Raw genomic sequence first — 14,888 nt, 5'->3', positions numbered from 1 at the left:
ATATTTTACGACATATTCGTCACAAGAACCACATGTAACTTTTGAACACTGCCAGCGCTTCAATCAAAATAAACAATTAATATCAACATTTTAAACCAAAATAAATCATTCCCTAAAGTTTATTTCTAAACCTTTCGCGCCTTTCCAACCTCCTTAATTTCTGACCAATAAATAACTCACCAGCACCTCATCTAACTAATGGCCGATATTCGTCGGTTTAAAGCTATAAACCTTATTATGTTAATGAGTTTTTTTACTCTCAAAGGTGCATTTCTTCATATTTCAATTATTTAAAAAGGATATGAAATTGCGAGACACAACCGTTTTAACTCTTCCAATTAAAGACACAAACGTTAAGGCATGGTCTCAAATCCAAATGCCGGTTTTGTTCATAGAAACTGATGGTACAGCAGAACCCTATCGTGAACTTGTGGATTATATTTTCAACTCTCTTGCTTCAGGTCAAATGGCGCAAGAATCGGCGACTAAGTGCGTTAGAGCAGTAGAAAGGTTCATCAAATTTTATGACACCATTTTGGAACATAATTTTGTTATTTATGAAGAACTAAACCTTTTGTTGAGCATCTTTACGATATTTCGACATAAGGGATCCAATCACGAAGAGGCTGGCCCTGAATTCTCTGACCTAAATTGGGCTCCCGTTGAAACAAGGACTGCTCGTAACGACTTTAACGCAATAGTAAATTTTTTTGATTTTTGCAACATTCAGTATGGCTACATTACCTTTCAAAAAGAAAAAATTTCGACAAAAAACTCCAGTTGGTACCAGAGCCTCGAAGCTGTTCAAAAAAAGAAAGATCGGGACTTTTTCACACACCTTAGTGCGCACAGAGCTCGCTTCAAGATGCTTCAGCCCGACATGGAAGTACCCTTCCCGAAAATATTAAAAACCAAGTCAGCGCCCCCCACTAATGAAGCTGAAAAAGCGATCTCACAAGAAGAGATTAAGACGATCATCGCAGCGGAAAGAAACCCCGTTTTCAGATTTGTCTGGATCATAACGTCTTTTGGAGGAATTCGATTATCCGAAGCTTGTCATATTTGGCAAGCTGATGTCATGCCCTCCTTTTATTGGAAGGAACTTTTTCAAGTAGCCTCAAACAAACCACTTATATTCAGGTCTGAACCCTCTGACTGTAAATACACAGGCACGATAGGAAGCTACAAGATAACCCGTCGTAAGTATCTAAAAAACAAATATGGTCTAATTCCTCGAAATGAATATCCCATAGACAACATACAACATGCGGGCTGGAAAGGGGTGACATACACTGACGACCGTTTATTTCATCCTATTTTTTGGCAAGCAGGTCACGATATTATTGACCTCCTCAATGAAGCTATCAAAGAAATACAGACATTTCATAGTATCAACAGAACCAGCAAAACTCATCCGTATTTTCTCGTCAACATGCGCCCAGGGCAACATTTTGGACAACCGACTTCGAGGAGCAATATTCAGAACGCATGGAACCGAGCGTGCATAAGGGTGGGCCTAAAACCACATGAACATAGGCGTAATATTCACGCCGGAAGACACTTACATACAGCTCTATCAAGAGAACTTGATATGTCTGATAGAAGCATCCAGGAAATGCTCGGCCATTCCTCAATCAAAAGCCAGAATTCGTATGGAAAATCTCTCCGATTAACAGCCGAAAAATTAGAAAAAGCACATTTCAGAAAATCAAATAATGAGGAAGAATAATGGCTGTACTAGAGATATTAAAAGAACCGGTAAGCAAGACTAAAATCAAATCTTTGATCCAGAACTTTGACCGGACCATTAAGGATGGTCTCTATGAGATTTGGTCCAAAACGCGAGAAGAACTGGAGCTTGAACCAAGGTTCTGGAGAGAGCCTCCCAAAGAAACCCGCCTCCCCCATAAGGTCTTGTTTGGCTTCACATCAGAATCAACCAATAAATTACGTTTTTTCTCCTCTATGAAAATTGCCTCGTCCCTGCATGTATTCGGGTTGTTACCCCTGTCCGCGAAAGGAAAACCGGTCATCCGAATGAAACAAGGGGAAAAAAACATCGTTCAAATCATCCAGGAACTGGACATAAAAACACAAAAAAACTTGCTTAAAGAGATAATTGAAAACGATGAACTCTTTGAAAGTAAGTTTTGGTCTCAAAGCTATATCTTTTCTCTCAAGCCCATCCTCAAAATCCAAAATCAATCAAATCATGACGCTTTCTTCAATGAATTTTCTGAGCTCTTTGCTCACGAAACAAATAAAACAGCCAAAGATCATAATCATATCAATCTTGCAGTAATTTGGTTTGCGTTTTACTGCTTTTCCAAAGGACTGATCAACATTAATCACGAGGCAGTGGAAGACAATAAGAGCCATCCATTTTTCTCAACAGGCTTCACCCCTTTCAACAACTTCATTGCACTATACCTTTTGCCAGGCAAAAACGACTATCTTCTCGAACGTGTAATTCCTGCCTGTAATGAAAAAAATAACGGCCAACTCCTCAGAAGCTTACTGCTTGACAGGACGTTTTATAACGCAACAGACGCAAACATTTTCTTTGAAGCTCTCTACCAAAGAAAACTTAAATCACTCGATGAAAATGCACCGGACATATGGAAGTTAAGCGGACAAGATGTAGTCACTATAAGAAAGCTGTACAGAGAAGTTCGTGCCTTCTTTTCACTAGCTCCCGAAGATTCCGATTACCTAGAATATTTCGAAAACAATGGTAAATTTGTATCCGCGGACGGACTAGGGACTTTTTCCTGGCTGCGGCAACCCAATATTTCTAAGAAGAAAGCCTTTGAAGAATGGGTTGGATGCCCTCAACCAAATGAAACTCCACAAGAACTTTTAAACTGGGCGGCTGTTCTTGAAAAAATCATCCCAACACTTGGTGTCAAAACCACTCAAAGCATACTTACTAGTATGGATTACTGGCTGCTCTATCTCTATCGTATTTACCTAAGCAAGAAGCAGTACTTCCCAAAAGATTTCACTGAAGTCAGAAGGGATGAACACATCGCAAAAAGTAAATCCAATGATACCTTTATAAACTGCTTAGAACAGTTTATCGGCAGAACATATTCTGCTGACAGGGCACTCGATACATTTCAGAGCGCTTTCTACTGCGGTGCGACTATTTTCGGTTGGGACTCATCGAAAGCTCCCATAAATAGGAAGTTTGACAAAATAAAAAAACCTGAAAAACGGACTTTCGGAACACCACGAGAGGCGATGAAACCAGAGGTATTAAACTACATAACAGAAACAAACAGAAAAGATGATTTCGCCTTCGCAAAACAACTAATACATGGACGGACAGAGAGAAGCCTCTACAACAGAAAAGTCTATGATTCTCGAACAGGTGAATATACCGAAATCTTCTGGCCTTCCATACCTTTCATCCTGGATGTAATGCTAACTTCAGCTTGCCGATCGTCTTCAGCAATCTCACTTGATAGTGGTGAAGGTGACAAGACTTGGGTTTTGCCAAGTGGTGAGGTCATTGAAAACCATTTACCAACAGCCGCCCTTGACCGCTCCGCAGGCGCTCTAACACAATTTACATTCTCAGCGACAAAACAAGAAAAGAACCTCGGGATACATTTTCAAGTCTCCAAAACAGGCCCCTATTCAGTACCTTACATTGAACCGAGGACAGCGAAAAACTTACAAAAAATGCGAGAACTGCAGCTTCAATACAACCCTATATCGGGAGTTGTGAGCCTCGCGAGTCCTAGAGACATCAGACACGGAAACAAAGAGAAATTTGATAAAATTTTCCCGCTTTTTAGAGACCCGATAAGCACAAAATCTCACCCTCCTTCACATGCTACTCTCAGTTCCTATTGGCAAGGATTATTGGAGCACTGCGAAGCCGAATTTAAAAAAGAAAAGGGTTACTTTGAACGCTTCTTGATTGATGGGAAACCAAGATGGGATCTTCACAGCATTCGTGTCACCAACATTACGATTCTTCTAGAACAAGGTGTTGACCCACGCGTGGTGGCAGAACTTGCTGGACACAAATCACTGGCAATGACCTGGCACTACAAGGCCACGAGCGTAAAGAATATACATAAAACGCTCGTAGAGGCCCATAAGGATCGCCAGGATGCAATCCTCCAGTCCTTTCTCAGTGCTGATGATGAAGATGAAATCGATAGGTTGCTTCAAGACCTTATCGGATCCAACAGTGATCTCATTGAGACCACGGATCATGGACGTCAAATGCTAAAGCACAGTGTTACAAAACACATCCCACCAGAAGTATTTTCACATGGAATCTGCCCAGGGGCTGACTGCAGCCAAGGAAAATCAAATACAGTCCGCGGGGATGTAGGCGTGTGGCGACCACGCGCATGCTCAGGTTGCAAATTCCGTATTACCGGTCCAGCGTTCTTACCCGGCTTGGTATTTCGCTTGAACAGCCTCATGGCTGAGATCAAATCCTCTCTGAAAAAAGAAGCAAAATTGAACGAAAAAATCGAGCATTTTGAAGATCAAGACAAAGCTACTCAAGCACAGAAATACCGCCTCATTGCGGAAGCCGAAGCCCTTTATCGTGACAAACTTTTCGAAGAATGGGCGCTCGAGTACAAAACAATCCGTCGATCCGAGAATATGCTCCAAAAAGCAAAAACTGACAGTGAAAATTCACTGATCCTAACTAGAGAAAGCTATGATCGCATGAGTTTTATCGAGACAGAAGATTTCCCTCTTGCCCACGCTTTGGTCAAAGAAGCGGAGATCTTTCTCGATGCGGAGCATGAACTTCCCGACGGCGTTCGTGAAAGGCGAAATGAAATTTTGATGGAGGTCGCATCAAAGGAGAACATAAGCCACTTATTCTACAAATTAAGCGGAAAAGACCGTGCTCAATCAATGACACGTCTAGGCACCATTCTCTTAGCAAACGGGAATATCGACGACTTCCTTTCTGGAGAAAAGAAATTAACAAACATTGAGGGTGTTTATAACGCGATTGATGGAATGTTCGACGACACCTTAAACGGGAACGTAGCTCAAGACGATGCCTTGTTATCACCAGAAAAAAATACTGATTTTGTAGGAGTTGATTCATGAAAACAAGCGAACAACTATTTTCTGAAATGATGAAGGCCAACGAAGTGGCTTATAACCACAGACAAAAACTTCAGAATTGCGAGAACATCAAATTTTGCTGCGATGCGATCGAAAGTGGTAAAGCGTTAACTCATATCAAAAAACGTTTCGGAAATCGCAAAAAATACTCCCCAACCATCAACCCAAATAATATCGACAATGTCAGAATTGCTTTGGGCTTTGACGGTCCCGCGAGATCAACTGTATTACGTAGTGATGAGCTTAAGAGATACATCGAATTACGAGAATTGGAACGCATAAATAAAGTCGGACCAACGAAGAAAACTCCCTCTGCTTTTAAGCGGTTGGAATCTATACTAGGAGAACTCGAACATTTTGAAGATCAAACTTATATCCGATCTCTTGTTGAAGAAGGCAACCAGGCAAAGAAAAAGCTGATAAGCCTAACTAAAGGCCTCAAAAAAATCCCCGGAATTCCGTTATCTCAACTCACTAAAGACCATCAGAATGTAATTCCTATCGCTGAAGAAAAGCAATATCTGCCAGTTACAAAAAGCGACAACAATCGAGAAATCTCTAAAATAATAGGCGAACTGATTCAACGCTTGAAGGATAACGAAGAACTTACAAATTTTGCTCTTAAGAATGAAGCTGGTCGCATCAAACAGTCAATTGACCCAGGGAAAACACTTATAAAACCCAAGGAATTCACAGCTCTAGAAACTGCTATTGATCTTCTAAAAGGATAGATAATGGCCAAAAGAAATGTAGAAAAAGAGATCCTCGAAGCCCTCGATGTTTTTGTCTCTAAAGACAAACAAATTCCTATCACAAATGATAGGAAAGTAAACGTTTCTGGGCTTTGTAAAGAACTCGGTTTGAAGCCTTCAGACGTTCAGCATTTTCACAAAAAAGATTCAGTAAAACTTGCCGTAAACGCTATAGCTGGCGAACAAGATATTTTGCCAATTGGAGCTCGCGCAATCTCTGTTGCAGAAGACAAGGCCATGCGAGAACGTATCGCTACAGTCACAAGTAGATCAAAAGACATAGGTCAAGCGGCAGCAGAACAATCTGCAGCAATTGGAGCTATGTCAGAAACCGTCCGATACCTCAAGGAACAACTTGTTATTCTTGCCGATGAAAACACACGATTGCGTCGTGACAATTCTGCGTTAAAAGAACGTCTAAAAATCTTGCGAAACGGTGGTGTGGAGCCACCTTTCATATGACTGAAGTCGTTGTAGACAAAATCCTGAACACCTCATCGAACAGAATAATTTTCTCAGGTATGGAGGCCAATGGTCAGCGTCTGATTGTCCGCTTATCTGGGGGCCTGTATCCTGTACCGGGAGAAGTCTACAAGATCGATGGAAAAGAAACCTTCTGGCGAGACACTTACGGCAAGCCGCATCGAACAATTAACGCTAAGAAAGCTGACAGGATCCGAACAAATGGTAAACTGCTTGGGCCGTGGCTGCGGTCCCTGCCAGGAATTGGCCAAGAGAGAGCATCTCGTTTGTTGGAAACTTTCGGTGATGACATTCTTGACGTGATTTCTGATGAAAACCGTATTGAAGAAATCGCCAAAGCAATTTCACCTGGTAGATTAAAACTGGGGTATAAATTAGCTAGCCTTTTGATCGCCAAATCCATCGAAATGAAATCTTCTGAAAATCAGGCTGCCCAAGCTGGAGAGTTTTACAAGCGACTTGAAAATCTAGGCGTTTCGGATCGTGGAGCTGCTAGACAATTACACAGAATAATCAGCAGTGACGATCCGCTTGATATATTAAGAAAACACCCCTATTTCCCCGCTGCAATTCTCCCTTGGGACCAAGCTGATCATATCGGTCAGAGATTGCTCTTGCAGGCAAGAGATCTGGATCCCCAAAACCATGTTGATCGCTTGATTGGCGCCTGTGACGCTGCATGGAAGGAAACCCTCTCAAAAGGTCATACCGCCTCGACAATATCGGAATTCAAAGGCCGTGTGCAAAAGCTTGGGATTAATGATCCTGAGAAAGCTATCAATGAAGCCATACATATCGAACGAACAATACTAGAAGACACCTTCCTGAGACCTCCTGGGGCGAGGATGTTAGAGAGATCCGTCGCAAGGGAAATCAAGCGCATAAATGCACCATACGATCGAGATGTCACTTTTATGGAAACGTCGTTGCCTTCAAATTCAACCGTTGAGCAACGAGACGCAGTTCTTAATATCAGCAAGTCTTATTTTGCAGTTTTGCAGGGTAGCGCAGGCACGGGCAAAACCACAACAATGCGTGCACTTTGCAATGCCTTCGAAGCCGGTGGTGGTAAAGTTCAACTCGCAGCCATTGCTGGGAAAGCTGCACTGCGCTTGTCTCAGTCAACGGGCAGGATCGCTCTAACAATCGCACGGCTGTTGATTGGGTTGCGCAGGCGTGAGGAATTTAAGAACCAAGGGAAGGCAGTTCCTGAGGACACGCCAGAAATCACTAAAAACACAATGCTCGTTATTGATGAAGCCAGTATGGTTGACCTAGTGACCTGGAACGAATTGCTGAAATTTGTTCCTACGGGAGCAACAATTGTAATGGTAGGAGATACCGCACAATTGCCCCCAGTCGGACTAGGCAGAGTGTATCACGACTGTGTAGAGGCTGATTTTAATGTTAGTCGCCTCACAAAAGTACTTAGACAGGGTGATGACAACCCAATTGTTAAAATAGCTTCAGACGTGCGGGAAGGCCGAGTTCCAGAGCTCCCAAAATGCGATAATGGGATTGGTGCTGGTGTATTCTTCGTTGAATGCTCCGATAAACACATCATGAAAGGCCTAGAGCGCACTTATGACAGCCTGATGAACTTAGGAGTATCAGGAGACGAAATACTCGTCCTTGCGGCTCTCAAGCGATCTTGTGAGGCTTTCTGTGATCTCATGCAAACTAAAAGGCGCAAAATAGAAAAAGCTGAAGGTACTCGACTTGGCCCACTGGCATCATTTGTATCAGTCGGCGATCCTGTAATGTGTACCCGAAACAGGTATGAAGAAAATATGATGAATGGACTTATCGGACGGGTCACACAATTAGAGCCTTTACAAGTGCAATTTGATGGCGAGAACGAGCCACGGCCGATTTCTGATGAAGCCGTTTTTGACTTACAAAGTGCTTGGGCTGTGACAGGTCACAAAGCTCAGGGATCCGAGGCGCCATACGTAGCTGTCGCGCTTGATGGGAAAAATTTGCTAACAAGAGAATGGCTCTACACAGCAATCACTCGTGCAGGTAAAAGAGTAATACTGGTCGGGTCAAAATCAGCCCTGGAAAGAGCTGTCGAAAACAGGGTTCAGCGCGTGACTTGTTTCAAGCAAGAACTAGAAAAAAGCCGGTTATAAAATCCGCTTCAGACTGCTGGCATGCTGAAGACTGGGGGGAGGAAGAGCAAACATGAAGCACGAGGAGCACTGCATCTAAGCCAAGTTGATTAGCTACAAGGTTACCTTACCTGAAGAACAAAACCGTTTAAGCGGGGCTAATTTATCTACTGTCGATCTGAATTGTACTCAGGCCTAAATATACCTTGCTTTTACAACCATAAGGGATACTGTTTTCCAGAAATTAGGTGTGTAAAGGTAAGTAAAACGAATGAATATCGCTGAAATCGAAATGGGTTTAAAGGCAATAGCAGAACAGGGTTTTGATAAGAACGAATTTCCGTTTCAATTCATTGGATGCTTCGACACTCCAAAAGCCACTACCACCAAACTCAAAGGCAAAATGAATAAGGCCAAGGGAGAGAACGAACTCCTTTGGGCTAAAAAGCTCTACTTCAAACCATCTCCTCAAGGTGCGGCTGCGCAAACAGTTGATGCAATGAATGAGGAAGGCCTGGTCAACACACATGCACCAAGATTTCTTTTATCTACAGATGGCGAAGAGTTCACAGCATACGACAGAAATAAAGATGACCATTTTCATGGCACCTTTTCAAAACTGAATGACAGCTTCGATTTCTTCCTTGGATTAGCCAATATTGAACGATATGAAGCCGTAGAAGAAACCATCGCGGATATTCGTGCTGCCGGTCGATTGGCAAAGTTATATGATGCTATTCTAGCTAATAATTCAGATTGGTATAATGATGAGCACGCCCACACATTAAACCTGTTTATGACCCGTCTTTTATTCTGCTTGTTTGCAGAAGATACAGGTATTTTCGAACAGGATTTATTCTCAAAATCATTAAACGATTACACAGACATCGAAGGTCGTGATGTTGGGCCTTTCCTTGAACAGATTTTTGAGATTATGGATACTCCTCCCAACGAACGAGGGGATATTCCTGCACACATCAACAGGTTCCCTTTTGTAAATGGTGGCCTGTTTAAGGACCATGTTAAAATCCCTAAGTTCGGTAAGTTGCCAAGGCGGATCCTGATCGAAGCAGGACGTTTGAATTGGAGAGAAATCAACCCAGATATTTTCGGCTCCATGATCCAAGCGGTTGTAGAGCCTGAAATGCGTGGTGACTTGGGGATGCACTACACATCAGTTCCTAATATCATGAAAGTGCTTCATCCTTTGTTTTTATTGGACCTAGAGAAGCAATTTTCAGATAGCCAGGATAGTCCAAACAAGCTAGAGAAACTGCATCAACGCCTATCAAAAATCAGAGTGTTTGACCCTGCTTGTGGTTCTGGCAATTTTTTAATTATTGCTTATCGTGAACTGCGAAAACTGGAGATGAGAATATATAAACGTCTCCAGGAACTGACTGGTGAACTGGGTTGGAAATGGTCTGAAGTCAAACTTACCAACTTCTATGGCATTGAATATGCCGATTTCGCATCTGAAACAGCCAAGTTATCCCTATGGATTGCTGAATATCAGATGAATAAACAGTTTGCAGACATCTTTGGTGATGCCCCACCTGCACTTCCTTTGAAGGAAAGCGGCAATATTAAGCATGGAAATGCTTTAAGGGTTAATTGGGAAGAAGTTTGTCCACCTGCCAAAGATGATATTGAAACGTATATCGTTGGTAATCCACCATACCTGGGAAGCACGTTCCAATCCAAAGAGCAAAAAGAGGATTTGGAACTACTCTTTAAGCCTTTGACTAAGTCATACAAGAACCTTGATTATGTTGCTGGCTGGTATTTGAAAGCCGTATATTACAACCAAAAGAGACGTTACGGAGCAGCATTTGTTGCAACGAACTCCATTTGCCAAGGCGAACAAGTCAATATGCTGTGGCAACACGTTTACGCTAGACAATTTGAAATCAGTTTTGCTCATCAATCTTTCAAGTGGAAAAATAATGCTTCGAAGAATGCAGGTGTAACCTGTGTGATTGTTGGCATCTGTCCGAAGAATGCAATTATAGGGGATAAAATTTTATTCACTGCGGGAGTTGCGAAAAAAGTAAAAAATATCGGCCCGTATCTTCTAGAGATGAGTGATGTCATTGTGGGGAAAGAAGGGTCTTCACTTACCGGTTTGCCAAAAATGAGTTGGGGAAATAAAGCCACAGATAATGGTAATCTGATTCTATCCCCTGATGAGAGGGCATCAATCTTAGAAAAAAGTCCAGAGGCTGTAGAATTCATTAAAAGATATTATGGCTCACAAGAATTTATCAAAGGCATCGAAAGATATTGTATCTGGATTGCAGATAATAAAGTTGAAGAAGCAAAATCAATACCTGAATTAAATAAACGTATCCAAGCGGTTCATGATTTCAGAGCAGCAAGTAAGGCTCCACAAACTAGAGATTATGCTGTCCATTCCCATAGGTTTCGCCAGATACAAGGCTACGGTGTAGATGCTGTTTTTGTCCCGAGGATTTCATCAGAAAAACGACCATACATGCCAGTCGGTTTTATGTCTGAAGATGATATTATTAACGACCAGGCCTATGCAATTTATGGTGCTGAGCCTTTTGTTTTTGCTCTCATTTCCTCAAAATTACATTACGTGTGGGTTAAGACAGTATGTGGGCAAATGGAAACTCGGATAAGGTATTCCAATACAATGGGATACAACACATTCCCAATTCCATTCTTATCTGATGATGACAAGAAAATACTAGAAGAATTAGCCTGGGAAATCATTGAAGCAAGAGAAGAACATCCAGGCAAAACAATTGCCGATCTTTATGACCCCAAGAAGATGCCTGAGAACCTATTAAAAGCCCATAAGAAGCTCGATATGGTTCTGGAAACTATGTACGTGGGTGAACCATTTAAAAACGACACAGTGCGTTTGGAGCACCTTTTCAAAATGTACGCCAAGATGACCAAGAAAAAGGCTGGATAGATGGAAGATTTCGTTAAAGTAAATTATGCTCAAACAGGTGCAAGCCAGTTTTCAAATGAAATGGGGATGAGGGCAATGCAGGCAAGAGCATTTGAAAACCGTAATGCTCAACATCTTCTGGTCAAAGCGCCACCTGCTTCTGGTAAATCACGTTGCTTGATGTTTATTGGCCTGGATAAACTTGAAAACCAGGGAATAAAAAAGGTCATCGTTGCAGTTCCTGAAAACTCAATCGGTTCGTCCTTTAAAAACACCAACCTGATGGAATTCGGTTTCTTCCGAGATTGGGAAGTCAAAGAAGAATGGAACCTTTGTTCAACACGGGGATCTGCAAGTAAAGTTCAGGCTCTTATTCGTTTCATGCAATCAGATGATGAAACACTTGTTTGCTCACATTCCACATTGCGATTTGCCTTTGATGAAATCGGCGCAGAGCCATTCGATAACTGTCTTCTTGCAGTCGATGAATTCCACCACGTATCAGCAGATGAAGGAAACAAACTAGGTAATCTGGTCCGAGCACTCATTGAAAGAGATGAAGCCCATATTGTTGCGATGACAGGTTCATATTTCCGAGGTGATACAACACCAGTATTACGTCCTGAAGATGAAAATAAGTTTACCCGTGTTTCTTATACCTACTACGAGCAGTTAAACGGGTATGAACACCTGAAAACACTGGGCATTGGCTATCATTTCTATCGTGGTCGTTATGTGGATGCCATCCATGAAATTTTAGATCCCAAAAAGAAAACCATTATTCATATACCACCACCCCAAGCGGCGGCAGCTTTGGGGGACAAATATTATGAAACTGATAAGGTAATTGACCATTTAGGAAAAGTGTTAAACCAAGACTCTAAGACTGGTTTTTACAATGTCAAAACTAAGGATGGTTCTGTCATTAAGGTTGCAGACTTGGTTACTGAAGATGGGCGTGATGTTGTTCAAGAAGGCTTGCGTAATGTCAAGAAGCCAAAGGATCTAGATGTCATCATTGCTCTTGGAATGGCAAAAGAGGGATTTGACTGGATTTACTGTGAACACGCTTTAACAGTTGGTTATCGAGGCTCTTTGACTGAAGTAATCCAAATTATTGGACGTGCAACTCGTGATGCACCTGATAAGCCACATGCACAATTTACCAACCTGATTGCAGAACCTGATGCAACGCAGGACAGGGTAACAGATGCGGTCAACAATATGCTGAAAGCCATTGCAGCATCATTGTTGATGGAGCAAGTCCTCGCACCTAATTTTAAATTCAAAACACATAAAGGCGATGATGATATTGATGGTTCCCGCGATACGGTAGAAATTGAAACCACAGGTGATGGACCTGAGATTGCTATCAAAGGCTTCAAAGAACCAAGCACAGAACGTGTTCGTCATATCATAGAGAATGATATTGCCGATTTGACCGCAGCAATTTTCCAAGATGATGATGTTTTACGTGCAGCAATGAACCCTAATGAAATTGCTCCAGAAGTCGTAAACCAGGTATTCATTCCAAAGGTCATTGAGAAAAAATATGATGATTTAACTCAGGAAGAAGTTGAGGAAATCCGTCAGCATGTTGTTGCAAGTGCTGTAATGACAAACACCAATGAAGAAATTGATGATGATGAGACAAAAGCTAAGAAGGATTTAGGCTTTGTACGATTGGCTGAGAAGTTTATCAACATTGATGACCTTGATATTGATTTGATTGATAGCATCAATCCTTTCCAGTTGGCTTATGAAGTGATGTCCAGAGCCATTGATGAAAAGGTTCTCAGCCGTATCCATCAGACTATTACGGCAAAGAAAATTGCCATGACCGAAGAAGAGGCTGTTGTACTATTCCCACGGATTAAGAAATTCCAGCAGGAAAATGGTCGTGCGCCTGATTTGACTTCACAAAATCCAATGGAAAAACGTATGGCAGAAGCGTTGGCCTGGATTAGAGAAGCCAAACGTAAGAAGAAGGCTGAACAGATGGCAGTAGGAGCATAATCTATGCCCAAGATGTCATTGGATGATATTTTTGATGATGAAATCATTGGTGAGGTTGAGGTCAAATTAAAAGACACTGACCCAGAGACCACGCGCATCCTTTCAAACTTTGATGAAATAAACCGTTTTATTGACCGACACGGCTATGTGCCGGGTAAAGGCGAGGGAAAGCCTTCAGTTTCCGAAAGAAGTCTTATGCTTCGCTTAAAGGGCATTTTAAAGAATGAGAATGCTGTCCAGAAACTCATTCCACATGATAAACATGGTTTATTATCGTCATCGTCAGAAGAGGAGGCGGTTAACGATCCTGTTGAGGAAGAATTCATTCCATCAAGCCTAGATGACATTCTTGATTTGGATGATGACATTTTATCCACTGATACAGATGACATTTTTGAAATAAAACATGTGCCCACGGCTGAACAAAAAAAGAAGGCTAAGGCGGATTGGACTTCTGAACGCACCAAGTGTGAGGATTTCGATAAGTTTGAGCCATTATTTGAAGAATGTGTCAAAGACCTGAAAATAGGTAAACGAAAGGCCATTGAGTTTAGGAAAGAGCAGGAAATCAAAGCGGGTGAATTCTTCATCCTTAATGGTGTAACGCTTTTTATCGCTGAAGTTGGTGAAACCCAAATCCGCAATGGCAAAAAGAACGCTCGTTTACGTGTGATTTTTGACAATGGAATGGAAGGCAATAACCTTCTACGTTCTATTGCCACTGAATTATACAAAGACCCTAATGGTAGACGTATTTCTACACCTGAATCTGGGCCACTTTTTGAAGAGATTGATGAGAGTACCCAAGGTGTTTTGACAGGCACAATTTATGTTGTCAGAAGCCTTTCGAATGATCCATCTATTAAATCTCTGGATGGCCAACTTTATAAAATTGGCGTCACAAAGGGAAGCTTGGAAGACAGGATTAGAAACGTAACCGAAGACCCGACATTTTTAATGGCGCCAGTTCATCCATTGAGAACTTTTGCTTTAATGGATGTTGATCCTAAAAAAGTAGAACATCTATTACATCGCTTTTTCAGTGAAGCTCGGCTTGATATTGAGATCACAGACCGATTTGGGAAGCCTTTTAAGCCAAGAGAGTGGTTTTTATTGCCGCTACCCGTTGTCGAGAAGGCTATACGCCTTCTAATAGAGGGTTCAATCGTTGATTACATGTATGATTCTAACAATGGAGCAATTGTGCTCCGTTAATTCTCTCCGTACATATCGACATAATCCAAATATGGTAATCCCCCCATTTTTAATGGGATCGTTCAGTAGAATTTACGCAGCCATTTTCAGTTTCATAGCAGGAGTGATCCCGCCGATAGCCATATTGGGGCGTTCGTTGTTGTAAGTCCAGAGCTATTCGGTGGCTTGATCCTGAGTATACACTTTTTCTTGGATACGTAATTATTGGATCCAATGCCATAAAAAAAGCCGATCAAATTGATCGGCTCAGATTGCTGACAAACCCCGTCGATTTTC

The 14,888-nt window shown here is 41.9% G+C and carries 9 protein-coding genes; 8 read left to right on the top strand and 1 reads right to left on the bottom strand.

What is annotated here, in order from left to right; genetic code table 11:
• The first annotated feature begins 307 nt into the window (after positions 1-307).
• The 8 genes from WH95_RS13535 to WH95_RS13500 all read left to right on the top strand — a co-directional run bounded on the left by WH95_RS13535 (position 308) and on the right by WH95_RS13500 (position 14,612).
• Positions 308-1,729: a tyrosine-type recombinase/integrase gene (locus tag WH95_RS13535; RefSeq protein WP_157845969.1), complete on the top strand. Its 1,422-nt coding sequence runs from the start codon at positions 308-310 to the stop codon at positions 1,727-1,729.
• The gene (locus WH95_RS13530; RefSeq protein WP_046508189.1) at positions 1,729-5,094 is read left to right on the top strand and encodes a VPA1269 family protein; all 3,366 of its coding nucleotides are present in this window, start codon (positions 1,729-1,731) and stop codon (positions 5,092-5,094) included. The genes WH95_RS13535 and WH95_RS13530 overlap by 1 nt, the downstream gene beginning before the upstream one ends.
• Positions 5,091-5,843 (top strand): hypothetical protein, encoded by a 753-nt coding sequence (locus WH95_RS13525; RefSeq protein ID WP_046508187.1) that lies wholly within the window; start codon positions 5,091-5,093, stop codon positions 5,841-5,843. Before WH95_RS13530 ends, WH95_RS13525 begins: the two co-directional genes overlap by 4 nt.
• A 3-nt stretch (positions 5,844-5,846) precedes the next feature.
• On the top strand, positions 5,847-6,326 hold the full coding sequence (locus WH95_RS13520; RefSeq protein ID WP_046508186.1) for a hypothetical protein: 480 nt from the start codon (positions 5,847-5,849) through the stop codon (positions 6,324-6,326).
• Positions 6,323-8,479 carry an ATP-dependent DNA helicase gene (locus tag WH95_RS13515; RefSeq protein WP_046508185.1) on the top strand — a complete coding sequence of 719 codons (2,157 nt, stop codon included), beginning with the start codon at positions 6,323-6,325 and terminating at the stop codon, positions 8,477-8,479. Before WH95_RS13520 ends, WH95_RS13515 begins: the two co-directional genes overlap by 4 nt.
• Before the next feature lie 250 nt (positions 8,480-8,729).
• Positions 8,730-11,402, top strand: coding sequence for a class I SAM-dependent DNA methyltransferase (locus WH95_RS13510; RefSeq protein ID WP_046508184.1), 2,673 nt, complete (start codon positions 8,730-8,732; stop codon positions 11,400-11,402).
• Complete coding sequence (locus tag WH95_RS13505; RefSeq protein ID WP_046508182.1) at positions 11,403-13,397, top strand: DEAD/DEAH box helicase; 1,995 nt, start codon at positions 11,403-11,405, stop codon at positions 13,395-13,397.
• Between the two features lie 3 nt (positions 13,398-13,400).
• Positions 13,401-14,612 (top strand): GIY-YIG nuclease family protein, encoded by a 1,212-nt coding sequence (locus tag WH95_RS13500; RefSeq protein WP_046508180.1) that lies wholly within the window; start codon positions 13,401-13,403, stop codon positions 14,610-14,612.
• Between the two features lie 92 nt (positions 14,613-14,704).
• Here WH95_RS13500 and WH95_RS21520 read toward each other — a convergent pair.
• Positions 14,705-14,888 (bottom strand): hypothetical protein (locus WH95_RS21520; RefSeq protein WP_046508178.1); only part of this gene is annotated, 184 nt, incomplete at its 5' end.

Origin of the sequence: Kiloniella litopenaei (assembly GCF_000982415.1) — a bacterium.
Taxonomy (GTDB): domain Bacteria; phylum Pseudomonadota; class Alphaproteobacteria; order Kiloniellales; family Kiloniellaceae; genus Kiloniella; species Kiloniella litopenaei.
Note: the sequence above shows the minus strand (reverse complement) of the source record. Positions and strands in the feature narration are given on the sequence as shown.